The 25,940-nt window shown below is 44.4% G+C and carries 22 protein-coding genes, 1 tRNA gene and 2 pseudogenes; 10 read left to right on the forward strand and 15 right to left on the reverse strand.

The window, feature by feature from the left end:
* Positions 1-27 precede the first annotated feature (27 nt).
* Both R2S67_RS18835 and R2S67_RS18840 read right to left on the reverse strand, forming a co-directional pair.
* On the reverse strand, positions 28-897 hold the full coding sequence (locus R2S67_RS18835; RefSeq protein WP_317346626.1) for an amidohydrolase family protein: 870 nt from the start codon (positions 895-897) through the stop codon (positions 28-30).
* Between the two features lie 58 nt (positions 898-955).
* Positions 956-1,849, reverse strand: coding sequence for an alpha/beta hydrolase (locus R2S67_RS18840; protein WP_167418992.1), 894 nt, complete (start codon positions 1,847-1,849; stop codon positions 956-958).
* Between the two features lie 154 nt (positions 1,850-2,003).
* Here R2S67_RS18840 and R2S67_RS18845 point away from each other — a divergent pair, with 154 nt between their 5' ends.
* Positions 2,004-2,960: a GlxA family transcriptional regulator gene (locus R2S67_RS18845; protein WP_317346629.1), complete on the forward strand. Its 957-nt coding sequence runs from the start codon at positions 2,004-2,006 to the stop codon at positions 2,958-2,960.
* A 37-nt stretch (positions 2,961-2,997) separates the two neighbouring features.
* Here R2S67_RS18845 and R2S67_RS18850 read toward each other — a convergent pair whose 3' ends face one another.
* The 9 genes and pseudogenes from R2S67_RS18850 to R2S67_RS18885 all read right to left on the reverse strand — a co-directional run bounded on the left by R2S67_RS18850 (position 2,998) and on the right by R2S67_RS18885 (position 11,799).
* Positions 2,998-4,344 carry an MmgE/PrpD family protein gene (locus tag R2S67_RS18850; RefSeq protein ID WP_317346631.1) on the reverse strand — a complete coding sequence of 449 codons (1,347 nt, stop codon included), beginning with the start codon at positions 4,342-4,344 and terminating at the stop codon, positions 2,998-3,000.
* Positions 4,345-4,361: 17 nt separating this feature from the next.
* Entirely contained in the window at positions 4,362-5,198 is an 837-nt protein-coding gene (locus tag R2S67_RS18855) for a nitrilase-related carbon-nitrogen hydrolase (RefSeq protein WP_182035718.1), read from the reverse strand.
* Positions 5,199-5,202: 4 nt separating this feature from the next.
* Positions 5,203-6,084: a glycine betaine ABC transporter substrate-binding protein gene (locus R2S67_RS18860; protein WP_046873659.1), complete on the reverse strand. Its 882-nt coding sequence runs from the start codon at positions 6,082-6,084 to the stop codon at positions 5,203-5,205.
* Between the two features lie 35 nt (positions 6,085-6,119).
* On the reverse strand, positions 6,120-6,854 hold the full coding sequence (locus R2S67_RS18865) for an ABC transporter permease (protein WP_317346636.1): 735 nt from the start codon (positions 6,852-6,854) through the stop codon (positions 6,120-6,122).
* Entirely contained in the window at positions 6,851-8,020 is a 1,170-nt protein-coding gene (locus tag R2S67_RS18870) for an ABC transporter ATP-binding protein (RefSeq protein ID WP_317346638.1), read from the reverse strand. Before R2S67_RS18870 ends, R2S67_RS18865 begins: the two co-directional genes overlap by 4 nt.
* A 24-nt stretch (positions 8,021-8,044) precedes the next feature.
* Positions 8,045-8,647 (reverse strand): ABC transporter permease, encoded by a 603-nt coding sequence (locus R2S67_RS18875; protein WP_005391019.1) that lies wholly within the window; start codon positions 8,645-8,647, stop codon positions 8,045-8,047.
* Between the two features lie 290 nt (positions 8,648-8,937).
* Positions 8,938-9,474 carry a methyl-accepting chemotaxis protein gene (locus R2S67_RS22910; protein ID WP_370687804.1) on the reverse strand — a complete coding sequence of 179 codons (537 nt, stop codon included), beginning with the start codon at positions 9,472-9,474 and terminating at the stop codon, positions 8,938-8,940.
* Positions 9,472-10,251: pseudogene (locus tag R2S67_RS22915) on the reverse strand (PAS domain-containing protein); the annotation flags it as partial. The pseudogene R2S67_RS22915 and the gene R2S67_RS22910, both read right to left, overlap by 3 nt.
* Before the next feature lie 354 nt (positions 10,252-10,605).
* The gene (locus R2S67_RS18885) at positions 10,606-11,799 is read right to left on the reverse strand and encodes an acetate/propionate family kinase (protein ID WP_006742422.1); all 1,194 of its coding nucleotides are present in this window, start codon (positions 11,797-11,799) and stop codon (positions 10,606-10,608) included.
* A 363-nt stretch (positions 11,800-12,162) separates the two neighbouring features.
* Between R2S67_RS18885 and R2S67_RS18890 the strand changes: the two genes are divergently transcribed.
* Positions 12,163-13,701, forward strand: a complete 1,539-nt coding sequence (locus R2S67_RS18890) for a putative bifunctional diguanylate cyclase/phosphodiesterase (RefSeq protein ID WP_031780182.1) — start codon at positions 12,163-12,165, stop codon at positions 13,699-13,701.
* Positions 13,702-13,774: 73 nt separating this feature from the next.
* Here R2S67_RS18890 and R2S67_RS18895 read toward each other — a convergent pair whose 3' ends face one another.
* A complete protein-coding gene (locus R2S67_RS18895; protein ID WP_012842482.1) occupies positions 13,775-15,709 on the reverse strand; it encodes a DEAD/DEAH box helicase in 1,935 nt (644 codons plus the stop codon).
* A gap of 413 nt (positions 15,710-16,122) precedes the next feature.
* Here R2S67_RS18895 and rnb point away from each other — a divergent pair, with 413 nt between their 5' ends.
* Both rnb and R2S67_RS18905 read left to right on the forward strand, forming a co-directional pair.
* Positions 16,123-18,126 carry an exoribonuclease II gene (rnb, locus tag R2S67_RS18900; protein WP_012842481.1) on the forward strand — a complete coding sequence of 668 codons (2,004 nt, stop codon included), beginning with the start codon at positions 16,123-16,125 and terminating at the stop codon, positions 18,124-18,126.
* 72 nt (positions 18,127-18,198) lie between these two features.
* The gene (locus R2S67_RS18905; RefSeq protein WP_317346641.1) at positions 18,199-19,008 is read left to right on the forward strand and encodes an AraC family transcriptional regulator; all 810 of its coding nucleotides are present in this window, start codon (positions 18,199-18,201) and stop codon (positions 19,006-19,008) included.
* A 40-nt stretch (positions 19,009-19,048) separates the two neighbouring features.
* On the opposite strand, the gene R2S67_RS18910 is transcribed toward R2S67_RS18905, so the two are convergent.
* Entirely contained in the window at positions 19,049-19,402 is a 354-nt protein-coding gene (locus tag R2S67_RS18910; RefSeq protein WP_104970115.1) for a DUF3024 domain-containing protein, read from the reverse strand.
* Positions 19,403-19,668: 266 nt separating this feature from the next.
* Between R2S67_RS18910 and R2S67_RS18915 the strand changes: the two genes are divergently transcribed.
* The gene (locus R2S67_RS18915) at positions 19,669-20,493 is read left to right on the forward strand and encodes a phosphate ABC transporter substrate-binding protein (protein WP_256951661.1); all 825 of its coding nucleotides are present in this window, start codon (positions 19,669-19,671) and stop codon (positions 20,491-20,493) included.
* 59 nt (positions 20,494-20,552) lie between these two features.
* Here the strand turns inward: R2S67_RS18915 and R2S67_RS18920 are convergent, their stop codons facing one another.
* Positions 20,553-21,233, reverse strand: coding sequence for a MaoC family dehydratase (locus R2S67_RS18920; protein WP_317346645.1), 681 nt, complete (start codon positions 21,231-21,233; stop codon positions 20,553-20,555).
* Positions 21,234-21,562: 329 nt separating this feature from the next.
* Between R2S67_RS18920 and R2S67_RS18925 the strand changes: the two genes are divergently transcribed.
* The 5 genes and pseudogenes from R2S67_RS18925 to R2S67_RS18945 form a co-directional block, all read left to right on the forward strand.
* Positions 21,563-21,653 (forward strand) — tRNA-Ser (locus R2S67_RS18925).
* 79 nt (positions 21,654-21,732) lie between these two features.
* Positions 21,733-23,070, forward strand: coding sequence for a tyrosine-type recombinase/integrase (locus R2S67_RS18930; protein ID WP_025500926.1), 1,338 nt, complete (start codon positions 21,733-21,735; stop codon positions 23,068-23,070).
* Positions 23,063-23,446 (forward strand): hypothetical protein, encoded by a 384-nt coding sequence (locus R2S67_RS18935; protein WP_025500925.1) that lies wholly within the window; start codon positions 23,063-23,065, stop codon positions 23,444-23,446. The genes R2S67_RS18930 and R2S67_RS18935 overlap by 8 nt, the downstream gene beginning before the upstream one ends.
* 14 nt (positions 23,447-23,460) lie before the next feature.
* Positions 23,461-23,658, forward strand: coding sequence for a hypothetical protein (locus tag R2S67_RS18940; protein ID WP_025500924.1), 198 nt, complete (start codon positions 23,461-23,463; stop codon positions 23,656-23,658).
* Positions 23,659-23,890: 232 nt separating this feature from the next.
* Positions 23,891-24,161: pseudogene (locus tag R2S67_RS18945) on the forward strand (carboxypeptidase M32); the annotation flags it as partial.
* Between the two features lie 48 nt (positions 24,162-24,209).
* On the opposite strand, the gene R2S67_RS18950 reads toward R2S67_RS18945, so the two are convergent.
* Entirely contained in the window at positions 24,210-25,874 is a 1,665-nt protein-coding gene (locus R2S67_RS18950; RefSeq protein ID WP_317346649.1) for a UvrD-helicase domain-containing protein, read from the reverse strand.
* Positions 25,875-25,940: the final 66 nt, after the last annotated feature.

Below are 25,940 nucleotides of genomic sequence, written 5' to 3' on the forward strand. Positions count from 1 at the left end.
TTTTAGGTTCGTAACATAAATGCGGAGTTAAAAGCGGTAGAGGCGCTTGGGGTTATCGACCAGAATCTTGCCAAACAGTGTCGTATCTTGCGTCCAGTGCCACAAGGTATCTAACAGCTGGCCATCATTTGGCATCTCAGCGGCAAAACATGGGTGAGGCCAATCCGATCCCCAAACACACTGCTCTTCATTCGCTTCTAACAAAGCTTGAGCAAATGGAGAAACGTCATCATAAGGCGGTGATTGAGGCGACAAACGATACGGTGCCGACAATTTTGTCCACACTTTCCCTTCGGCCTTAAGCTTCAATAAGGTTTGAAAACCAGGATGAGAAATAAGCTTGTTTGTTGGCATATGTCCAAGATGATCAATCACTACGGGCACGGGTAAAGCCCTTAATCGGCGATATAAGTCATCAAACTGTGAAACATCAATTAAGCATTGAAGGTGCCAGTGTCGCTCTGCAAGGCGAGCCGCTAAACGTTCAACATCACGCCACTCAATACCACCTTTAAACAGCAGGTTCATCCGCACCCCACAAAATCCCGCTTCTTGTAGCTCATCCAGCATTTGCTCGGACACATCCGCATCCACGACCGCGACGCCTTTGTAGTCGTAACCTTGCTGGCGTAAATACCGTAATGTATCAAGATGCAACTGGTTGTCATTGCCATACACACTCGGCTGAACCAGCACGCCATGACGAATGCCTAATTGCTGATGCAAATGCAGGTACGCGCCGACGCTGGCATCGGGTGGCGTGTAGGTTCGCGTTTCACAGTACGGATAACGTGAAGAAAAAACGTGGGCGTGACAATCAACCGCGCCTTCAGGAATCGCGATTGTTGGTTTATTTACAAATGGGTCAGCCGCTTCACAAAATGGAATTATGCTCATAGAAAATCATCCTGTCAGAAAGGTAGAGGTGCCATCAACGAAAGCACCTCTTGAAGACTTAACTGAAGTTCTCACTCAACCAGTTCGCGATCACACCAGAAAACTGAATAAACTTAGGATCGTCGTCCAACATCCACTCGGTGTGACCACCTTCAGGCAGTAAGAATAGAGATTTCGGCCCAGGGTATTTCGCGTACAGCGACTTTGCTTCGGTCACTGGGTGAAGGTCGTTTTCTGCACCGTGCGCAATCAAGATTGGCGCGTCTGCAAATCGCTCGTCCAGTAGAGCTTCCGGTTTGAAATTGATGAGAGAATCCGCAAAATCCAGATCAGATGTCACTCCGTAGCCCGGCGCTTTGACCAGTTCAGTGAATACATATTCGCGGCTTACTGGATCAAGCGGGTAGATTTCAAATGGATCAATCCCCTGCTTTTCTCCACCAAGAGCAAGACGTGTACGCTCTTCTAACATAAATTGACGGAACGCTTTCCAGCCGTGCTCGCCACGTTGAGCAACCTGAACACGTACCGCATCATAAAAGCCGTTCATGGAGATAAGGCCATCAATCGCATCTTGGCAAACTCGGTAAGCATCAAGAATTAATCCACCCGCCATGCCCCAGCCAGCCAGTACGACTTTGCGGCCTTCCTCGTTAGCGCGCTGTTTCACAACCGCAACCGCATTAGCGATGTCGCGTACTTGTTCATCCAGAATAACTCGCTCACGAATACCCTCAGATTCACCAAAGCCACGGTAGTCAAATCCGAATACTGTAAAGCCCTTCGCAGTTAAGGCTCTCGCGTAACGTTCTGGGTGAATATTTTTTTGCCCAGTAAAGCCTGAGCAGACAATAACGATCGGTAAGTCTGGGTTGTTAACGTTCTCGTCAGTAAAGAAAGCGCCATCAAGGCGTAGACCATCACTAATTACTGGGGCTTTTTGTTCAATCATAATTATCTCGTCCAAATGAATGTGTATGCTCGACAAAGAACTCCTTGTCTTAAGTCACATCATGTTCGAATTTTGATAGCAATAATTTAACAATTGCGACATTCTTATCCAGAAATACGACATAGATGAACTGCCCACTTGGTGACCACAGAGAATGAAAACGACACACACGTATCGCATTGGTTTTTTCCTTATTCCTGATTTTTCGATGCTCTCTTTTTCGGCGGTTATCGAACCTCTTCGAATGGCCAACCGCCTCGCTGGTTGCGATTTGTATCAGTGGGATATTTATGGATTCGAAGATAAAGAAGTGTCGGCCAGCAATGGCGTTTCATTCTCGCCAACACAGTCAGTCAACGACATTGCTCATTTAGACTTGCTGCTGGTTGTAGCGGGTATTGGCGCCCACGTTGCTGCCGCGAGTGGGTCGGTGAATCAGTGGTTAAAGCAAGCGCTTCGTCAAGGTATCGCCGTGGGCTCGACTTCGACAGGCAGCGTGTTGTTAGCAAAAGCTGGCCTGTTAAAAAACAAAACGTGTACCGTGCATTGGGAGTCCGCCAACAGCCTGGCAGAGGAGTTTCCAAACATTAACGTGACCAGTGAGTTGTACGAATTCGACCCACGCACACCAACTTGTTCGGGCGGCTTAGCTGGTTTGGATATGATGCTTCATTTAATTACAAACCAACATGGGAGCGACTTGGCGAATCAAGTGGCTGAGCAATGCATTCACCCTGCGATTCGACCAGCGCATGATAAACAGCGGATGTCGTTAATTCGTAAGCACAACATCCGCCACCCGCGCCTGCTCGACGCTGTAGAGATCATGGAAGCCAACATGGAAGAGCCGCTAAAGTGCTATGAAATTGGCGAACAAGTAGGATTATCGGTCAGGCAGATGGAAAGATTATTTTTGCAATACTTGCAAGACAAACCAGGTAATTACTACCTTCAATTGCGCTTAGAACGCGCTCAACATTTGTTGTTGCAAACCATGCTGTCCATTACTCAAATCAGCACCGCTTGTGGGTTCAGTTCTACATCGTATTTTGCGCGCTGCTACAAAAAACGCTATGAAAAAACGCCGCGTGAAGAGCGACGTTTAGCTTAAGATTGAGTAAGAGAAAAGAAGTTCGATCTCTTCGATCTCATCGTGATGTGTCAGACGGCTTATCAGACAACGTGCCTTGGTAAAGCAGTGATAGCCAAGCAAGTACCTGCTCTTTACTGGCTTTATCAAGTTGCAAACAGCCCTCCTCTATCGCTGACACGCGCGAAGCGGACAATTCTTTCTCTGCCAAAGTGCGAAACTTACCTTGCATCTCGTCTCGACTGAGAGGATTTTCAGGATTACCTCGCGCAATACAGGGAGGCGAAGTCAGTTTGTCGCCATTTTTCAACGTCACCACGACATGCGCCCAGCGTTCGGCTGGAAACTTATCATTGTAAGCAGGCTCTTCAATTAACTTCATCCGCTCCGTAATTGCCAAGCGAGCAGGATCTTTCAGTCCTTTGGTGACGGCTTCTACCGTGACCGTATTATCCATGACCGCACTCGCGACTGAAAATGGCAAACTGTACTGAGCCTGCTCGGTTGTCTCTGGGCGCTTGGTATGCAGGCACACCGCCTGATGAAAGCTGTGAACTTCGATAAGTTCAATCTCATCAGGTTCTAGTTTATTTTCTTGTTGCAGTGCTCTCACTGCTTCAACCGCGGGTTGAGCCCAACGACAAACCGGATACGGTTTAAAGTATTGCTCCAGAATATACCAGCGCTGCCCTAAATCTGTCCACAAAGCGTGAGTTTGTTGGTCCAGCAGAGTCACGGCTGGCGCGCCAGTAAATCCTTCTTCTGCCAGCTCTGTACTGGCAAAGCCCGCCATCGCTCCCCAGCCAGAGCCGTCTTTGAGCATGGTTGGATGTTCAATACAACGCATCATTTGACTGCGCGGGCCATAGAACTCGGCAATGCCGAGCGCATGCCCTGTTTGTGCCTCCGTTAATTCTTTTCTTCTTGCAGACACCGCGGCGACGCCCAACGCATTCCAAGCACCAGAAGTATGGTAATCACAAGCGGTTTGATGCAGCGCGATTCCGGCGCGAGTTGCTATTTCGTAACCAATGACGAGGGACGTTAATAACTCTTCTCCCGTAACTGCTGACTCATGCATACTGGCGAGCAGCCCCGGCAAAACAGCGACGCCAACATGGCCTTTGGTCAGGACTTGGCCGTCGTGCGCGTCCATACTGTCAATCAACATGCCGCCATATAGAGTTGCCCCACAACCACTAGCCGTGTGATCAGAAAACAGCATCGGCGTATCACCGGCAAACTGCTTCTGCGCGAGTTTGGCTACCATGTTTTGCAGCTGCGTCGCTTTACCAGCTGCGGCGACACCTAACAAATCCAAGACGCAATATTTCGCTTGTTCAATAACGTCAGCGGGAAGCTGTTCAAAGGTTAATTCGTGAATAAATCGATGAATAGATTGCATCGTCTACTGCTCCAGTTTTAGCGTTTTGCCTTCGACAATAGTGTTGTGATCAATGGTGTATTGCTGTCTCGCATGGTAGGCAGCTCGAATCTGGCTTTATCAATATCGTCCAATGACAAGGTTGCAGTTATCAAGGTTTCACCGTCTTCTGCCTGCGCCAATAGCTCACCCGTTGCAGACAAAATACAGCTTCCTCCCCAAAACCACGCTTCGCCCTCTGGCCCGTAACGGTTGGCCATCAAAACTGGAGTTCCGTAGAGCACCGCATAAAATTTAACGTTAACTAACCAGTTGTCTTCATTGGAAAAATCTTTACTGACAATACTGCTGGCCGAATTGATCGGCGCGAGCAAGATTTCAGGCTTATCGAGTAGCGCGCAATGAACCAAAGGTGGATTCCATAAATCGGCACAAATTAAAACCGAGCCTCGCCAATTATCATCAAGAGAAACGCTGGTGGTTGCGTCACCAGAATGAAACCACTTGCCCTCTTCAAGCCCACCATAGGTTGGTAAATTGATTTTGCGATGCACAGCAACCACCGTACCACCGAGCAACCAAGCCATCGCGTTGTAGTACTCTCCCGGATCAGCCTGTTCAACAAAGCCGACAATCACGGACATGTGCGGTGCAAGTTGCGCAAGCTCTTTAAGCCGAGCATCATCACGCTTCATGGCAACTTCACGCACAGAAGATTGGAGCTGGTATCCGGTCAAGGAGAGTTCAGGAAATAGCAATAGCTGCGACCCCAAGGCCGCAGCTTGCTTTATGTAATCCTGATGAGTATTCAGATTGGCATTCACATCGCCTAACTGGGCGTTGATTTGGGCCACACTGACTTGCAGGATAGTCATGGTATTACCCCAAGTTATGCTCAGATAGGAACTGGCTTGCGACTTCTGAGATCGAACGTCGCTCCACATCAACTTGTTGATTCAAAGTCGACATCGTATCGCCATCGATCGCCGCAGAAAGCGCGTTCATTTGCTCGGCAAGCTCTGGGTTCGCATCTAGCGTTTCTTGGCGAACCACAGGAGTGATCGCGTAATCAGGGAAAAACTGTTTGTCATCCGTTAAAACGGTAAAACCGAATGCTTTGATACGACCATCTGTTGCGAATACGAGCGCAGCATCGACTTCTTTCCCTTTCAGCGCATCATAAGTTAACCCCGTATCCATGCGTTTCACTTGGTCTCGTGAAGCTTTGAATTTGTAGGTTTTCTGTAAAGGTCGGAAGCCATCTTTTCGTGCATAGAATTCCGCATTCAAAGCAATGGTCATTGGCGGGTCTTGGCGCATTTGCTCGGCGAAGTCGGATAAGGTTGAGATGCCACGTTGCTTCGCATCGTCACTGCGCATAGCGAGCGCGTAGGTGTTGTTCGCTTTTGAAGGGTTAAGCCAAACTAGACCTTTCTTCGCATCGAGTTCCTTAACGCGTTGATACACTTGCTCTGCTGGGAGCTTGTCTTTGACTTTGTTGTAAATGATCAGTGATGTGCCCGTGTATTCCCAATAAAGATCAATCTGGCCGTTTTCTTGCGCTTTACGCAAAACCGCACTGCCCATGCCCGAACGTTTATCAACGTCGTAGCCTTTTTTGGTTAAATATTGAGACGTGATTTCCGTTAAAAGCTGTTGTTCTGTAAAGTTTTTACCACCTACGACGATTTCCGCAGATGCGTGAAAACTTGAAAGCAGTACACCAACGGCCAGCAAGCGGCGAGTAATTTGCTTCAACATGTTTGACTCCTGTCTGTGTTCAATTTTTAGGATTGTTATTGTCTAGCTCTAATAGGGTTACAGCCTTTAGGTACAGTGACATAAGAAACGGCTCCTACCACACTGTCGATAGCGATAGCCAGCATCGCTGTAGGAATAGCGCCTGCCAGCATCATGATGGGTTCATCCAGATCAATACCGGTAAAAATGAGCTCCCCTAACCCACCGCCACCAATTAAGAAGGCCAGTGGAACGGTGCCCACGTTGACAGCTAACGCCGTGCGGATACCGGCAAAAATGACGAACAGCGCATTAGGAATTTCAACCTGAAACAACATTTGTAACTCGGTCATACCAATGCCTGACGCCGCTTCTTTTAAATGAGCGGGCACTTCTTTCAGCCCGATGTAGGTGTTTCTGACAATCGGCAACAACGAGGCAATCGTCAGCCCAAATACCGCAGGCACGGTGCCAATGCCAAGAAAGCTCATTGCCAGCGCAAGAATAGCTAAAGTAGGAATCGTGGTCCCCACATTCAAAACCTGCATCGCCGATTCTGCGACTTTCTGAAAACGAGGACGGCTGAGCAATACGCCGACGGGAATAGCGATTAGGATCGACAACCCACCAGACAGCAGCACCAGTTCAATGTGCTGAACCGTCAAATAAACCATGTCTTCTTGGTAGTAGAGGAAATCATCGATCGTACCCGCGCCTTGTAAATAAATACCCAACGCAAAGACACACGCCAATAAAACGAAATAGTAGGTTTGTTTTAGCTGATTGGTCACGATGCCTCCTTAGCCTGATGCAATGGCTGTGGCTCACTAAGAGAGGTATCGCGCTGATAAGTTGCGCCTAGATAATGGGTAATGCCGCGCTGTGTGACTTCGCCCACTAAGCGGCCACTCTCGTCAACACACGGCATCCAAACAATGTCGTGCGTGAACATCTTCGACGCGACTTTACGCAGATCATCCGTGGTTCGGGCGATTGTTTTCAGGCCGACATAATGTTCGCCGCAGTACCCCTTCATATTGATTGCGGTAGCTTTTGGCACATAGCCGATAGGTTGGTGTTGGTCATTCACTAATATCACGGCGTCGCGATACCCATACGCGTCAATTTTGGTTAAAGCGTCGGCAAGCGTATCGTTAGGTTTCACGTACGCAAAAGTGGTCTGCATGACGGATTCAGCCGTCACTAAGCGAAGACGTTTAAGTGCGCGATCATCTCCGACAAAGTTTTTCACGAAATCATCTTTCGGGTGTGCGAGCAAATCGTCAGGCGTATCGTACTGAACCAGGTGACCATCACGGAAAATCGCAATTCTATCGGCCATTTTGACCGCTTCATCAATGTCATGACTGACAAACATGATGGTCTTGTTGAGCTCTTGCTGCATTTTAAGGAACTCATCCTGGATTACTTCACGGTTGATCGGGTCAATCGCGCCAAAAGGTTCATCCATCAGCATGACGGGAGGATCCGCAGCTAGCGCTCGGGCAACACCAATTCGTTGCTGCTGTCCGCCAGACAACTCATTTGGATAACGATTAAGGAAGACGCTAGGATCAAGAGCCACCATCTCCAATAGCTCTTTTGCACGCGTCATGTATCTTGCCTTATCCCACCCTAATAACTTGGGAACCACCGCGATGTTTTCGCCGATCGTCATGTTGGGAAATAAGCCAATTTGCTGAATAACATAACCGATATTGCGGCGCAGAGTGACTGTATCCATCCCTGAAGTATCTTCACCGCCAAGATAGATCTTGCCAGATGTCGCGGGAATAATTCGGTTGACCATTTTCAGCGTGGTAGTTTTGCCACAACCGGATGGGCCAAGTAACACACAAATTTCACCACTGGGAACTTCCATCTCAATGTGATCTGCGGCAGTCACCGGGCCATTAGGCGTTTCAAAAATTTTGGTTAGCTTGTCAATTTTGATCATTTGAATGTCCCTATTATTTATCCTTTATCGAGCAGCGGTTAGGCCCGGTGGCGTTAATCTTTTTTGTAGTCGAATCAATCCGTAATCCGCGATGATAGCCAGAAGGCTGACGGCGATGGCACCAACGATCAGTTGTCGAGGATCACTTTGCGAGATGCCACGACTGATAAACACGCCCAACCCTCCTGCTCCGATATACGCGGCGATCGCCATAACGCCAATATTCATTACTACTGCCGTTCTCACACCCGCCATAATCACCGGAATCGCCAATGGAATTTCCACCATTTTCAAACGCTGAAAAGGCGTCATCCCGATGCCGCGAGCTGCCTCTCGGAGTGACGGTTCTACGTTGTGAATGGCGGTATAAGTGTTGCGAATAATAGGCAGCTGAGAATAAAGCAGTACGGTAATCACGGCGGGCACGTAGCCAATCCCATGACCAATGGTCGATAAGAGAGGAATCATCAAACCAAACAGTGCTATTGAAGGGATGGTGATAATGATGGACGCTACGTAAAGCACCACTTTCGCAACGCGCTCATTTTGTGTGATAAGAATGCCGATAGGTACGCCAGTTAGGATGGCAAGCCCAACAGCCAGAGCGACCAAAGAGATGTGCTCCATGGTAAGCGTACCTAGCAGTGCTAAGTTATCTATGGTGAAATTTAGTAAGTCCAAGTAGGTCTCCCCCAACTGTGATTCGTAACCAAGTTAACAGGAGATTAAATTACGCTACTTTTTATTAACAGTGTTGTAAAATAGCGACACGTTAAGATAGAAATACGAAATATTAAGGAGGGAAATAATTAGCTTTCTCATCACCAAAAAAAGCGCTTTATTGGCGATGAGCAGCAGTAGTAAACAAGTTGATTATATCGGAACTGAAAACAGCCATTGATAGCATGAAAAACCCACTACAATGAGCGGTTAAATTGCTCCACAGCCTCTACGACACGGCTAGCACCATCTTGTATTTCGTTCATCACATTCCCCGCTTTTTCTGAAAGTTCTAGCGTATCTAGTGCTTCTTTTTGACATTTGGCGATCAGTTGGACAGCATTATCGGTTCGCTCTAAGTTTTCAGTTACCATTGTGACAATTTCATCAGTGGTCGCATTGGTTCTTGTGGCAAGCTGTCTGACCTCGTCAGCAACAACGGCAAAGCCTCTACCATGCTCACCCGCGCGAGCTGCTTCTATCGCCGCATTTAACGCTAGTAAGTTAGTTTGGTCTGCAATACCACTGATGCTATTAACCAGTTCACTAATGCGTGATGAGTGCGCTTTGAGCTCGTCAATGGCCGTATTCGCTTGCTGCATCTGGTCAGACAGTGTTTGCACCTTTTCTAGCGTCGAACCTATCACTTGCTGACCTTGCAGTGTTTGTGTTCCGGTCTCTTGAGAAACTTCATTAGCCAATTGCGCAGCCTGAGCCATTTGCTGCTCTTGCATCACCTGCTGGGTGATGTCGGTCGCGAACTTGACTACCTTGTAGAGCTCTCCTCTATCGTTATGGATAGGGTTATAGGAGGCTTCTAACCATACCTCTTCACCGTAACGGTTAACTCGCTTAAATCGGTCTGAAGCAAACTGTCCTTTTGCCAAACGTTGCCAGAACTCGCGATAAGCTTCAGAACCAGCCTCTTCCTGATCGCAGAACATACGATGATGCTTTCCTTTAATTTGATCCAGTGTATAACCCATCGTACTAAGGAAATTATCATTGGCTTTTAATACATTACCATCTAACGTGAACTCAATAACCGCCATAGAGCGGCTCAACGCATTCAGCATGTCCTCTTGCTCACGCGATGTTTTGATCGTTCGCGTAAGCTCAGAAGCAAACACAAAAAAGCTTTCAACTTCTTGATGTTCGTTCAAAACAGGCTGGATAACCGTTCGTAACCACGCTTCTTCGCCGTTGCCTTTAAGTACTTGCATCGCGCCATTCCAAAATACTTTGTCTTGAACGGCTCTCTTCATTCGATGAAAGTGCTCTGTATTACGCGAATTTGACGGTACCAACTCGGTAATCGGTTTCGCTAAAATATCCGCATCAGTGAAAAAGAGTTGTTGCTGAAGTTTTGTATTTGCAGAGGTAATGCAGCCTTTCTTATCCAGCGTTAAGCGAAGCATTTCTTCATCTAAACTGTGTTGGATTTGCTGCAAGCGTTGCAGATCCTGCTTTAATCGTTGGTTTTCTTGCTGAAGCGACTTATTAAAAAACATGACTTTCTCTCATTTGACTAATCTTCGAACTAGTCAACGGTTTATTATTTATATACCCAATAGCCTGCAAAGATCCGATTTCGTTTGATCGTTCTTCAAACGCAATTCCTGTCTCCGAGCTGAGACACCTACATGACATAAGGCTATTTTTCTTTGGTATGACTTAAGCGCAGTATACTGAAATTTCTTCACCGCCCAAGTTGTTTATATATTTATCAATATTAAGGCAATTGGCAGCTATTAGAGATCCGTATTAATGCGAATAGTTGTATGGAGAAAGAATGTATTTGGATCAAAAAAAGCCCTTTCCATAAAGGAAAGGGCTTTGACTTAGTTCCCAAAATTTTTGCCGTTTTACAGCAGTTCCACCGACTGTTGAGCGATTACCCACTCTTCATTGGTAGGAATAACTAGTGCTTTCGCACCGAGCAACTCAGATGTTGCAATAACACCTGCATTGCCAAATCTTGCATCTTCGTTGCCTTTCTCATCTTCAACAAAACCTAGCAGTTTTAGGTTTTTCAAGATTTCACGACGAATTGGTAGTGAGTTTTCACCAATACCACCAGTGAAGATGATGCCGTCTAATGAATCCAGAGCAGCTAGGTAAGAAGTAATGTATTTCGCAACACGGTAAGTGAAGATTTCAAATGCCAACTTCGCACGTGAGTTACCCGCTTCCATGGCTTCTAGTACACCACGTGCGTCACTTGTTACACCGGATACACCTAAGAAGCCTGACTTCTTGTTCATCATCTCGAACACTTCGTCTTTTTCCCAACCTTTACGGAAAAGGAACTCGATAACACTTGGGTCGAGGTCACCACAACGAGTGCCCATCATTAGGCCAGCTAGCGGCGTCAAACCCATACTTGTATCAACACATTCGCCATTTTTAACCGCACTCACTGATGCACCATTACCTAAGTGCACGGTGATAAAGCTGCTTTCTTCAACCGGCTTATCTAGCATTTTCGCTGCTTCACGGCTTACGTAGTAGTGGCTTGTGCCGTGAGCACCGTAACGACGCACTTTATGCTCTTCGTAAAGCTCGTAAGGAAGCGCGTACATAAACGCTTTGGCAGGCATTGTTTGGTGGAAAGCAGTATCAAACACAGCGAATTGAGGCAGTGAAGGGAATGCTGCCATTGCTGCTCGCATGCCTTCTGCATTCGCTTTGTTATGAAGTGGCGCTAGCTCAGCAAGACGCTCAACTTCTTGAATAACTTTTTCATCGACTTTTACTGTGCCTTTAAAGGTTTCGCCACCAGCAACAATGCGGTGGCCTACAGCTACAAATTTTGAGCTCAAACCCAAAGTCTCGAGTAGTTTTACCACTCGCTCAACAGCGTACTGATGATGGTTACCGCCAGCAGGAATTGCTTCAACGGTTTTTTCTCCCTGATATTTCCAACTGATTTCAGCTTCAGGTAGGCCAAAACACTCACCAATACCTGATACCAAAGCTTCACCGGTTTCAGAATCAATAACAGCAAATTTTAATGAAGAGCTACCAGAGTTGATCACCAGTACAAACGAATTAGACATGAAATAGTTATCCTGTTGTAGAGCAGAGGTTGTAATAGCGCTTGTGCGCTGCGTACTTCTTGTTTGCCCCTCTATTATTCAATAATTTTTTAATCTTTCAACAATCTTTTAGTAAAAGCGATTTGATTGAACAAATTTTGTTGATCTGTAGCAAGTTTTGATTTTATTTGAAGACTAAAAAATATGACTTGTTAAACATAATTTATGAATAGGTCAATTTGTACAAATTCAGAGATATGAGCTACGTTGTTTATTGGGTGAACAAAAATAATAAACCAATCAATAAATCGGGGTAATAATGTGCCCACTATTGCATTTCTATTAGTGATCTTAGGTTTGATTTTGCTCTGCTGGGGATGGCAGATGACAAAAAACATCTGCTCGAGAACTGATGTACCCGGGTGGACTTTCCTATTGTTGTTAATCAGCTGTTTCATTTTTGCATATGCCGCTTTTTTACACGCTATAATGCAAAAACCTATCGCTTCCCTCTTGGAAACCGGAGTTTCTCTCATTTTATTCGGTGGCAGCATTTTTGTGGTGCTGGTTATCAAATGGAGCAACGACTCCATACTAGAACTTCATACCGTTGCTGAAAAAGAGAAGCGTAATGCCGTTCACGACGCACTTACTGGACTCCCTAACCGTAAATACTGCTTTGAGTTAATCGAAGATAGAATACAGTCTGGAGACCCTTTCTCAGTGATCCTTTTCGATGTCGTTAACTTTAAACAAGTCAACGATGCTATGGGACACTTTTGTGGAGACCAACTGCTGATTCAAATTGGGCAACGTCTCCAAGAGAAACTTAAAGGCAGTGACAAGATTTTCCGCGTTGGTGGCGATGAGTTTGTCATCCTCACCTCGTCAGCATGCGAGGAAACAGGCAAAAGTCTCATCGAAGAGTTAGATTCGGCACTGTCTAATCGCTTCCATTTAGATGAGTTTCAAGTCTCTTCCCGCGTTGTTTTCGGTGTCAGTACCTACCCTTATGACGCTCTGTCCAATGATCTATTGATAAAGCATGCGGACATTGCCATGTATCACGCCAAACGAAATGGCAATCTCTTTGCATTTTATAATGAGGACATGAACGTCGGGGCCAAGTACCAACTCGAAATCTCTTCTCGTATTCAATGTGCGCTGGAAAAAGAGGAGTTCCAGCTATACTACCAACCGTTGATTGATGCACATACTAACTTAGCTGTCGGCTTTGAAGCCGTGATCCGTTGGCATGATGAAAATGGTAAAACGATTTCGCCTAACGACTTCATCCCCATCGCGGAGCGAAGTAATCAAGTGCACAACATCACCATGTGGGTCCTCAACCAAGTTGAAAAAGATCTCCAGACCTTTATAGAAAAAGACATCAAGCTTCCTGTCCACGTTAACTTATCTGCTAAAGATCTCTCGTCTAATTTATTGTTTAACCGCTTGGAAACACTGCTCAAGGTAAACCCTCAATTTGCTGACCTTATAAGCTTAGAGATTACTGAAACGATGGCGATTGATAGAGTTGTTGAGCTCAACCCCCTGATTCACCAAATCAAAGGATTGGGTATTAAGATCAGCTTGGACGACTTTGGCACCGGGTATTCATCTCTGTCGCTTTTGAGAGATCTCCCAGTTGATCAAATTAAAATCGACCGATCATTTCTTTGTACCGCAAGCCGGACAGAGGGCACCCGCTCTATCGTTGAGAACACAATAGCGTTAGCGCATGGCCTAGGGTATTCAGTCGTCGCAGAAGGCGTTCAAGACATGGATACACTGCATTTTTTACGCAGTCGTGGCTGCGACATCATTCAGGGCTACTTGTTTTGTCCAGCCCTACCCTTAAACGAAGTAATAACCTGGGTAAATGAGCACGATGAAAAACAAAGCCGTATTCGACGCGCATAAAAAAGCCGAGCATTTCGCTCGGCTTTCAATTCTTGCGGCAATTTAATCAATTGCTCTAATCACTGATTCGTGATTATGCTTCTTGAGTGCGACGACCACGGCCGTGACCACGCTCACCACGGTGGTTACCACGGTGATCACCACCACGGTTACGATCGAAGCGACGTTCGCCACCTTCACGGTTACCATCGCGGTTGCCGTCACGGTTACCACGGAAGCCACCTTCGCGACGACCGCCTTCACGACGATCACCACCACGGTTGCCGCCTTCGCGGTTGCCACGGTAACCGCCGCCATCACGACGACCACCATCGCGACGACCACCGTCACGGCGACCACCACGAGACTCTCGGAAGTCATCGAAGTCACATACTACAGCACCAACATCTTGTTGACGGATGCGTAGTTTGCTTAGCTTGCCCGCAGCTTCAGAAGTCATTGCTTTTGGTAGCTGAACGAATGTGTGGCCTTGTGCTAGCTTGATCGCACCGATAGAGCCTTTACCTAGACCTAGTTCGTTCGCTAGAGCACCAACGATGTCTTTAACTTGAACACCTTGCTCGCGACCAACTTGAAGCTGGTAAGTATCCCAATCTTGGTTGTTGAAGTTACGACCGCCGTCACGACCACCTTCACGGCGCTCTTTACGACGTTGCTTATCACGCTCAATCGCTTCAACCATTGGGTCTTCGCCAATGTAGAACAGAGGACGTTTACCTTGCTGGCGCTTAAGAAGCATAGCAGCAAGCGTTGCTGGGTCGATGTCTAGAGAAGTTTGTAGTTTCTCTACCAGCTCAGCAAATTTGTCTAGTGCTTTGTGCTCTTTCTCTGCTTCAAGCTCAGCGCCTAGCTTAGCTAGACGAGCTTCAGCAACTTGGTCACGTAGAGGAAGTTGAATTTCTTCCATAGATGACTTAGTTACGCGCTCGATGGTGCGAAGCATACGGATTTGGTTAGTGCGAACGAGAAGGATCGCTTTACCTTTACGTCCAGCACGGCCAGTACGACCGATACGGTGGATGTAAGACTCAACATCGAATGGGATGTCGTAGTTGAATACGTGCGTAATACGTGGAACATCAAGACCACGTGCCACAACGTCAGTTGCAACTAGGATGTCGATAACACCTTGTTTGATGTGATCAACAGTACGCTCACGTAGAGACTGAGGAATGTCACCGTGCAGAGCAGCCGCTTTAAAGCCACGTGCAGATAGCCAATCAGCTAGACGCTCAGTGTCTTGACGAGTACGTACGAAGACGATTGACGCATCAGTTTCTTCTGTTTCAAGAAGACGAGACATCGCTTCATCTTTCTCTACACCCTTCACTACCCAGAACTGCTGTTGAACTTTGTCTACAGTGTGGTTCTTACCAGCAACGTCAACCATTACAGGCTCACGTAGGAAACGCTCAACGATTTTCTTAAGCATCGGAGGCATTGTTGCAGAGAATAGAACGCGTTGAGCAGACTCTGGTGCGTGTTCCATGATCGCAGTAACGTCATCAACGAAACCCATGTTTAGCATTTCGTCAGCTTCGTCTAGTACAAACGTGTTTACTTCATCTAGGTGTAGACGTTCACGGTTGATAAGGTCTTGTACACGACCTGGAGTACCAACAATAACTTGTGCACCGCTCTTAAGAGCACGCATCTGATCTACGATAGAAGCACCACCGTAAATCTCTAAAACTTTAAGACCCTTGATGTTCTTACCAAGGTTTTTCATTTCAGCCGCAACCTGAATCGCTAACTCACGCGTTGGCGCAAGAACGATAGCTTGTGGTTTACGTTGGTTGAGATCGATCTTATTTAGAAGAGGCAGAGAGAACGCTGCCGTTTTACCTGTACCTGTTTGAGCTTTACCCAGCGCGTCAGCACCTTCCAACAGGTGTGGGATTGCCGCAGCCTGAATTGGAGTTGGTGACACGAAACCCATTCCGTCTAGAGCAGAAAGGATAGAATCATTCAGAGATAAATCGCTGAATTGAATAACAGAATCTTGCATTGGGATCCTACTTAATTAAACAAAAAAACAGTCCCATATGCTCTTCCAATTCGATACTGATTCATCCAGTTACTGATTCCATTCAGACAGGAACACAGCACAGTACACAACCGCGATAAGCCATTAGGGACGACTAAGGGAGGCGGATTATTCCTTAAAAGCATAAAAAAAGCCAGAAAAAATTGAATTACATCACAATTTATTCTCAATAATGGCATTTTTAGCATATTTTTCCACCAGCCCCACCATTCCCCGTAGATTTGCGCAGCTCGCAGATGAGTTTTTCATCAATATTTAAGCCGATTTCCTGCAATTCGATCAGCAAAATTCACGGCGAAATTGCGCTCCACAGGTAGTAATAATAGCTCGCAATGATTATAGTGTGCCCAACTCCATAGGTAATTTAAGAAAAGATGTTTCAAGATAACCCACTACTCGCTCAGCTTAAGCAGCAAATCCAAGAAAACCTGCCGAAAAAAGAAGGCTCAATAAAAGCCACAGATAAAGGCTTTGGCTTTTTGGAAGTGGACAGCAAGACTAGCTTCTTCATCCCACCTGCGTACATGAAAAAGTGCATGCACGGTGACAAAGTCGTCGCCATTATCCGCACAGAAAATGAACGCGAAGTTGCAGAGCCACAAGAGCTGTTAGAACAAGCCGTGACTCGCTTTATTGGTCGAGTCAAAATGTTCAAAGGCAAGCTAAACGTAGCACCTGATCACCCACAGCTTAAAAAGCTTTCTCTTAAAGCGAAACTAAAGAAAGGTCTAAAACCTGACGAGTTCGCTGAGGGAGATTGGGTTGTCGCACATCTTATTCGCCACCCTCTAAAAGGCGATAACTCTTTCTTCGTGGAAATTTCTGAAAAAATCACAGACGCGAACGACAAAATTGCACCTTGGTGGGTAACGCTTGCTCAAAACGATCTACCAAACTCTGAGCCAGCAGGCATCGAGAACTGGGAACTAAAAGACGACGCCGATCTAGAACGCGTAGACATGACACACGTTCCTTTCGTGACTATCGATGGTGAATCAACCAAAGATATGGACGATGCGCTGTACGCGAAGAAAACCGAATCTGGCGATTTCGAACTGACAATTGCTATCGCAGATCCAACTGCCTACATCACACCAGAAGATGAAATGGATAAAGTAGCGCGTGAGCGTGGCTATACTATTTATCTTCCGGGCCGCAATATTCCAATGCTGCCTCGCGATCTAGCAGACAACCTATGCTCTCTGATTGAAGGCGAAATCCGCCCTGCTATTTGCTGTACCGTAACCGTAAATAAAGACGGCGTAATTGGCGACGATATCAAGTTCTTTGCAGCAAACATCAAATCACACGCACGCTTAGCATACGATCACGTGTCTGATTGGCTAGAAAACGGCAGCTCAGAAGCATGGCAACCATCTGAAGAGATCGCGACAATCGTTCGTGACCTTTACGACTTTTCCCTTGCTCGCGCAGAATGGCGTGAGAAAAACGCAGTGGTCTTCCCAGACCGTCCTGACTACCGTTTTGAGCTGAGTGAAGACAACGATGTGGTTGCTATCCATGCAGATATGCGCCGCAGTGCAAATCGCTTGGTTGAAGAGTCAATGATTACCGCAAACATCTGTGCTGGTCGTACACTGCGCGATAAATTTGAAACAGGTGTTTTCAATACTCACGCTGGCATTAAGACTGAGAAGATTGAAGAAGTGGTTCAACTTGTCAATCCAGAAGGTGCACTGGAATTCACAGCGGAGTCAATTACCACTCTAGAAGGCTTTGCTGCATTGCGTCGCTGGTTGGCTGCGCAAGAAACCTCTTACCTTGATAATCGTATTCGTAAGTTCCAAGCCTACAGTGAAGTAGGTAATCAGCCTCTTCCTCATTACGCTATGGGGCTGGATATCTATGCGACTTGGACATCACCAATTCGTAAGTACGGCGATATGATCAACCACCGCATGTTGAAGGCCGTCATCCTAGGCAAAGAGCCCGTGCAAAAACCTGATGATCAAGTCGGTGAAGAACTAGCTCTGCACCGTAAACATCATAAAATTGCTGAGCGAAATGTCTCAGATTGGTTATATGCACGTACGCTTGCTGATGAGCCGAACAAGAAAACTTGTTTCACAGGTGAGATTTTCGATATTAATCGTGCTGGTGCACGTGTCCGACTTCTCGAAAATGGCGCAGCAGCCTTTATTCCTGGTGCACTAATTCTTGATAATAAAGAAAGAATTGAGTGCAATGGCGACAACGGTACCATCTCTATCGATAAAGAGGTCGTATACAAACTTGGTGATACATTGGAAATTGTCCTTGCGGACGTAAACCAAGAGAACCGCAGTTTAGTTGCAAAGCCAACCCAGGTATTTGCTGAACAACCAGCAGCACAAGCAGAACAGACTGTAAGTGAATAATACCGAATGAAGTTAAAAGGCGCTCTATTGAGCGCCTTTTTTATTTGTTATGTAAAAATGATAAGAACGAATATGCCGAACATTGAGATCATTCGCTTTAATCACTTCACTGCGCGCAAAAGTGAGCGTTACACCGCAACACATAATGGCTTATATGTTGTTGAAGAAGGTGCCCTATTAGTTCATCAACCAAATGGTGAACAGTTTGAACTTAAAGCTGGAGATTTTACTCTCTACAACTCCTCTGATTTGAGCAGCGCAGAAGCCATTCCTAGTGAAGATGGCTTTAAAGCACTGGCTCTAGTCTTCAACCCAAATCTATTCTGTGACTTTAAAAAAGCCCACCCAATGCTACGCTCCAAGACAGAAGAAAGGCGCTTCTATCCTTTTTCAGCGCAAACCAGCAGCGAAGTAGCACAACTAAAAGACACATTGGTCAACTTAGCGAGTCGCAATGCTCCAGACTACACACAAGGTCATATCGCAATGGCACTGCTGTCGTTAATGGTGGAGGTAGAGCCAAACATCCTATCAATCATAGATGATGCAAGCAGCCTAAGCGACTCTCAAAAGGCCATCAAGTATATTGAGAACAATATCGAGAAAGATATCACTCTGGAAGGCTTAGCGGCTCATATGAGCMTGTCTATCGCGACCTTAAAACGCCGCCTCGCCGCAGAGGATCTTTCATTTTCACAGATATTAAAAGTGAAGCGGATCAACTTCGCCGCGACCCAGCTGCGCATGTCAGAAAAATCTATAACAGAAATAGCGTTTGAATCCGGATTTAAAAGTGCAGCGCATTTCAGTACAGCATTTAAATCGATTTACAACATGACACCGAAAGACTTTAGAAACCAAGTCGTTAAATCCAAAGCATAAATCATGGTGACATTGACAGCTGTTAGAGTTGGAGCGTTCCCTATTCCCAAAAACACGCTTGAGGATCGCTTTCCAACTCGGTGAGTAGGTCTTCGAGCGTTTGACTGTATGGAAGTGGCTTATAAGGTATCCACCTTAATAATTCGTTGCGGTACGTTGGGACGTAGAAATACCAAAGCTGATTGCCCTCATCAAACACGATCTTCGCGACGGGAGAGGTATATTCGCTGTGCTGTGAATCAAGAAGAAAATGCGCTCTATGAAGCTCGACACCATTCTCCACTGGCTCATATAGGCACTTACCCTGCTCGACAGGCAGGTTAGCATTACGCGCAGAGCAGAGCGATTGAACTGATTTGTATAAACGACTTGTCGCCATTTGGGACACTGACATCAACGTTCTCCCGATGGATGATAGTTAGAGCTGTCGATCCTAGTATATAACCTTTACACCACCATCGATGGTGATTATCTGCCTACCTCAAACAAAGGGTGGCTATATTCTCATTTACTCAGATTATCATCTCACTTTGCTTGGAAACGCTACCTACATCACCTCTTGGTTAGAAAGAATTCCCTTGTTTAGACCCGACAGTTCACAAAAGTGTAACCTGAACGCAATATCATAAACGCTGCTTTATACCGTATATGGAGTTTAATATGTTACGTTTTACTGTGGCGACGTTATTGGCCATAGCAGTCTCCCTCCCCGCCATTGCAAAAGAAATTAATATCTCTGGGTCAACCTCGGTTGCTCGCGTAATGGATGTACTTGCAGAGGAATACAACAAAACACACCCGGACGATTACATTGCCGTTCAAGGTATTGGTTCTAGTGCGGGTATTACAATGGTTAATAAAGGCGTAGCCGAGATTGGGATGAGCTCTCGCTATCTGACAGAAAGCGAAAAAGGTGAAGATCTCAACGTATATCCTATCGCTTATGATGGCCTAGCTGTTGTTGTAAACCGTACAAACTCTGTAAAAAACCTTTCCCAACAACAACTGTTTGATATCTACAAAGGTAAAATCAAGAATTGGAAAGAGGTTGGTGGTGCAGATCAATCTATCGCTGTTGTCACTAGAGAGGCGTCTTCAGGCTCACGCTACAGTTTTGAAAGTCTGCTAGGACTAACCAAAATCGTAAATGATCGCCTCGTCTCAGATATCAGCCCGAACAACTTGGTTGTAAATAGCAACAGCATGGTAAAAACCATCGTGAACCATAATACTCGTGCAATTGGGTTTATTTCTGTGGGGTCAGTAGATCGCTCAATAAAAGCGATTCAATTAGATGGTATTGACCCAACTTCAGCAAACATTAGCAATCACAAGTATAAATTGGCGCGGCCATTCCTAGTGCTCTACAAAGTCAATAAGATTAGCGAACCAGGTAAAGGATTCGTCACCTTCCTTCGTTCAGAACAAGGACAAAAAGCGATTGCTGATTACGGTTACACTCCAGTAAAAAGCTTTAATCAATAAAACCAAAAAGAGAGCATATTGATGCTCTCTTTTTATATGTTTTCTATCTGGCTCTGGAATTAGAAATGCAGTTGAATAACAGAAACGACAACAGCACCAGGTCGACGAATACCTTCGATTTCCACTTTAATTTCACGCTCGATCTCCAAACCTTTTTTGATCGGCGTTACTTTTGTTAACGTGCTGACAGCACGAACATTGTTTCCTGCTTTAACAGGGTAAGGGAAACGAACTTGGTTTAAGCCTAAGTTAACGACCATTTTGGCTGTTGGGAACATTGGCTTATCAGGGTCCACTGAGTCAGTCAATTTAGGCAACAATGCTAATGTTAAAAAGCCATGAGCGATGGTTGTCTTAAATGGAGATTCAACTGACGCACGTTCTGGATCTGTGTGAATCCACTGCATGTCTTCCGTTACCACACCAAATTGATTGATACGTTCTTGAGATACATGCACCCAGTCACCAGTGTGAATCACTTCACCAATTTTTTCACTTAACTCGTCATACAGCTTTTGAGCCTCAGGTGCCATTACGATTGGTGCAGGTTGAGGCGCAACCTCTTCGTTAACAGCTGGCTGTTGGTGATCACGAACTTTTGAGAAAAGAAAGCTATTCTGAGCTTTTCCCAAAAAGTCACTCCAATAATCGCGTAACGTTGGAGACATCCAATTCATAAACTCGGATTGATGAGCAGAAATCGCATCAACTTTGTCTTTAAATAGATTTGTGACCTTCATAAACACCCTTAAAAAATTTAAGCACAACTGGCTATACCAGTTAATTTTGAATTAGTTCACAAAGTCTTGCAAATACTTTCGGGCGAACACCTGTACCCTAAAAGCAAGTTATTTCTTGAATATCATAAAGATAACAATAAAACACCATTTTATTGACTTGCGCCAAGATAAAGTAAAAACTCTATAAATCGCTACTATTTGTCTCTTTTTTACCCCATTTTCAAACTGTTTAACATTACATCAGCGACTATAAAACGAGCAAACAGTACTTCTATTATAATTCAGCACTTTACAATTCGGACTATGCTCCCTATTATACGTTCCGCAACGGAGAGATGGCTGAGTGGTTGAAAGCACCGGTCTTGAAAACCGGCATACGTTAATAGCGTATCTAGGGTTCAAATCCCTATCTCTCCGCCACATTCAAGCCCTTGATTTATCAAGGGCTTTTCTCGTTTTAAGACGATCAAATGTCACCTAATACAAATAGGTGATACATATGTATTTGATTAAATTGAGCAATAACGTGTTTTATACACGTATTTCCACTCCAGCTATTCTGCAAACTTCTCTGGGTTATCCACGAGAGATTCGCCTCTCTCTTTTCACTAAATATCGTCGATTAGCTACCAAACGAAATGCTCAGCTTGTTAGCGCGATTCACACGCTACATGAACAAGCTTTAGCAGAAAATATCCCTTATACAGATTTTAAGATTAGCTTATATACAAAGGTGGCAGAGATTCGCCAACAGTTCTGCTCGAATCTTCCGCATGTAGACAACCCACAATCAAAATGTACCTCAATGAGTATTGAGACCCGAGCACTGTCTGCTCCTGCTCCTGCTCCTGCTCCTGCTCCTGCTCCTGAAATAATTGTAAACAACAGTATGGTTGGCAAACAAGAACTCACCACAGAGTTAAATAACTTTATTCATAGCAAACGTCTGGAGCAAGTCACACCATTGACTCTTACGCAGTTGAGTCAGCGTTGTACCAATTTCTTGGATTATCTAACCAAGCAAAACGTCAGTTTATCTGCCAAAGCTGCCAGCACCTACAGAGATCATTTGATTGAAAGGGGATTAAGTTGCAAAACAGTGAAGGAATACATCGCAGCAAATAAGCAGTTCTTTGATTACTGTGAACGAATTGAACTCATTGAGAAAAATGTCTTCAAAGCGATTAAAGCGCCGAAAAATCGTGTAGCTAAAGCATCACAGCAGCGTGATCGCTGGCAGTTAAAAGAGCTTAAAAAGTTATTTTCTAGTTCCGAATATCGTAAAAAAGACGCACAATTTAATTGGACAACCAAGATACAGCTATACCACGGTTGCCGCCCTTCCGAAGTTTGCCAGTTAACGACCAGTGACATTCAAATAATTGAAGGTGTCCCATGCATTACTATTTCAGACTCCGAAGCGGATCAACGGCTAAAAACTTCCAATGCTTTGCGTATTGTCCCCTTGCACAATCAATTGATAAACGAAGGGTTTCTTGAGTATGTGCAAGGACGCCAAGAGCAAAAGCAAAAACAGCTTTTTGATTACAAGCCGCATGGAGACAACAAAGATTGGTCATTTCGATATCGCACTAACTTAGGGAAGCTGCAAACAGCAATTGGAATGAAGCCGAATGCGCGACCAACGGCATACTCCTTCAGGCATACCTTTGTCGATGAGTTAAAGATTGCTGATACGCCTGAGCACATAGTGGCTGAGATCGTTGGTCATGCTCATCCCAACATCACTTATGGTCGTTATGGGAAAGAAGCAAAAATTCAGCAGTTGCACGAAGCAGTGAATGCTTTCCCAGTTATAGAGGTGAAGTATGCGTAAATTAGCAAACTTTGAGCTTAAAGCGATTCTAGAATCCATTGAACATGCTGATTTTACAAATAACTATGACTTCTTCAATCTGTTAACTTGTGGGATATCAATTGAACAGATTAGAGCAGTATATAGACTCAGATCAGCTTTGCTGCGGGACTCTTCTAAAACGATCTTCGATTATCCGTTGTTTATTGATCAAATTTACTCAAGTGTTGAGTCCTTCTACTCAGTGAAGGAAGCTCTTGGATACGAGGTTGATACCCAAGAAATAGAGCGGGAAGATAAGCTTATATTTCTTATGCAGTTTCTAGCTGAAAACAAAATGCAACTCAGTATTGACCGCCGTAATACACCGTACTCTATTGCAATAAATCTAGGCTAGGAAGGAACTTTAGTATGGAAGACATTCATGAACAACTAGGTGTCAGCAAATCATATCTCAACGATACTTTTGCAATGATACGCATCGCGAAAGATGGTGAAGTATGGGTGCAGTATTCAGATAAGCTCGATATACCTGCTGGCATAAAGGCTGTACGGATTGCAGCGGAAGTTCTAAAAATCATAGCTACTGAGTCAACTAACTATAACTAACAAAGTTTCTAAACCTAGATAAAAGCGGCTGTAACGAGCCGCTTTTAAGAATAGTTAGGACACGTCTGCGTTAGAAGCGCCAGCCGTGAAGGTTTTGGACAGAAACGTTTCATTGACTTTGCAAGTTTAGCCAAAAGCAGATTAACTCAACGACAGGCAAAAACAAGATGTGACTCCCAGACGGTTATAAGCGCAAAGTCACTCACGACCATCGTGATGGCTGTATGCTAAACACTGGTGTAATGAGAGTTTCGGGGATTTCCCTAGCTACACGTTGGGTGCTATGTATGCCGCGCAGTGTAAGGCTGTTATGAAGAAACCTGTAGATGTAGATCGAGCCATTCGAGAAGAATGGTTTAACACCAACTTCCAATTGGCCGTCAAAGTACAGTTGGAGCAAAGGCAGCTTACTAACTACTGATTAGCTAATAACACAAGCTACAGGAAAAATCCTAAATGTGAACTTCTTTAAGAACTATCTGATTGGCCGAAACTTGAAATAGAACTTCCATTGAAAAGCAGCCAGTTATTACTGGCTGCTTATGGGGCAATTAGATATGCTGAGCAGCTCCAAAATACTTATTGACGTTTGTACTTGGTTCAATTTCCTCATGAGTAAAAACAACTGCCATATTCTTGATAGCTCTAGATAACGAAACATACAACAAATTTCTTCGTTCTGTGTATTCGTCATTTTCTGTATCATCAAAAAAAGCAGATAAATAATCAGTTTTATTGTTAAATGAGTCAGAAAGGAAAACAATTACAGTCTCAAATTCCAAACCTTTTGAATTATGGCATGTCAGATAAATATCTTCGTTTTCAACGTTTGATTTAAGATAAGTAAACCAATTCTTAAACTCTTTTAAATTGATGTCAAATAGATCATTAATGATATTGGCCGCTGATTCAGCATCTTTAGATGAAGATTTTTCTAGTAAATCACTTATACCTCCGATGATACCATCTACAGTATAATCTGAATCAACACAAGAAATTACTTCGGATAGATACCCGATAAATAACCTACCGTACCCGCCTTCCTTTCCTAAAATAGAAGAAAGGTTTTCCCTTAATGAAAGCTCAGGATCTGCATTTAAACTCTTAAGTTCGTCATAATATTTATTTACTTCAGAAAAACTGATGCGGCCAATGTTATTAGGTAAAATATCAGAAAGATGTAACCCATCCCTATTTATAATACATACAAACTCGATCAAGTTATATATTTCCTTAACAGCTTCATTAAGTTTACTTAAGTCCTTGTTAATAATTAATCTTGGAGCATCGCTATAAAAAAATGCAGACTTCATTTTTCTGTAAAACTGGGGAAAGCCACAAATATCTGATATAGTATCATTCTTCAAGACAAGACAAGATACATTGGCAGTTCCCGTCAAACCAAAATCTTTCTTTATCTTAGAAACAAGATTATCTATATGCTGAGATTCATCACCTTCTATTTTAGATGAGTAATATTTGAACATTCCTCCATTACTATCTTCATATATCGACTTTTGAGATAAGCCATCATTTCTAAACCTGTCAAAAACATCTATTATCTCAGCGTATGACCTTCTATTTTGTTTCTTCTCTACTTTAATTAGTCCAGAATGAATTGAATCTATCTTAGATCCTACACCATCTTGGTATATGCTTTGTAACGTATCTCCAAAGTATCCAATGCACAAAGGTCTGTCTCTTTCTTTCGCTCTCGTGGATATCAAGCTTAAGGTTTTAATTACAAACGGGTGTGTATCCTGATATTCATCTACAAAAATAAAAGGAAACTTATCAATAAATATGTCAATCATTTTAGGATAAGAAGAACAAAGTTTATACACATACTCTAGTAAAGTGTCATGACTAATTTCCATCTTATCTAGACGATCAAAGTTAGAACGTATATTATACTTAATTCTAATCCCACGCTCTTTTCGAACGTCAGTCAATCCATTTTCTAGCTTCTTAAGCTTGGTTGCATACTTGAATAAAGACTCAAACTTCCCTTTGTTTCTTTTCATTATGTAGCCGTACTCTGCAAGTAGTTCTGTAAAATCTTCGACTAGAGTTTTACGTTTTTGACTCTTATAGAATAAGTCAACTGTGTCTTTCTCTACTAATTTTTCGTAGAACTTTTTCCTCAACTTTTCATTGGGTTGAGAATAGAACCAATCATAATGAGCCACATTAAGATGGCGATTGTGGACAAACACACAACACCATTGATGTCAGTGAATGATCCTGAATTGATGCTTGCTAAACCTGCGTCTCTTACTGCC

The sequence above is a fragment of the Vibrio sp. T13N genome, from assembly GCF_032970445.1.
Lineage (GTDB): Bacteria > Pseudomonadota > Gammaproteobacteria > Enterobacterales > Vibrionaceae > Vibrio > Vibrio diabolicus.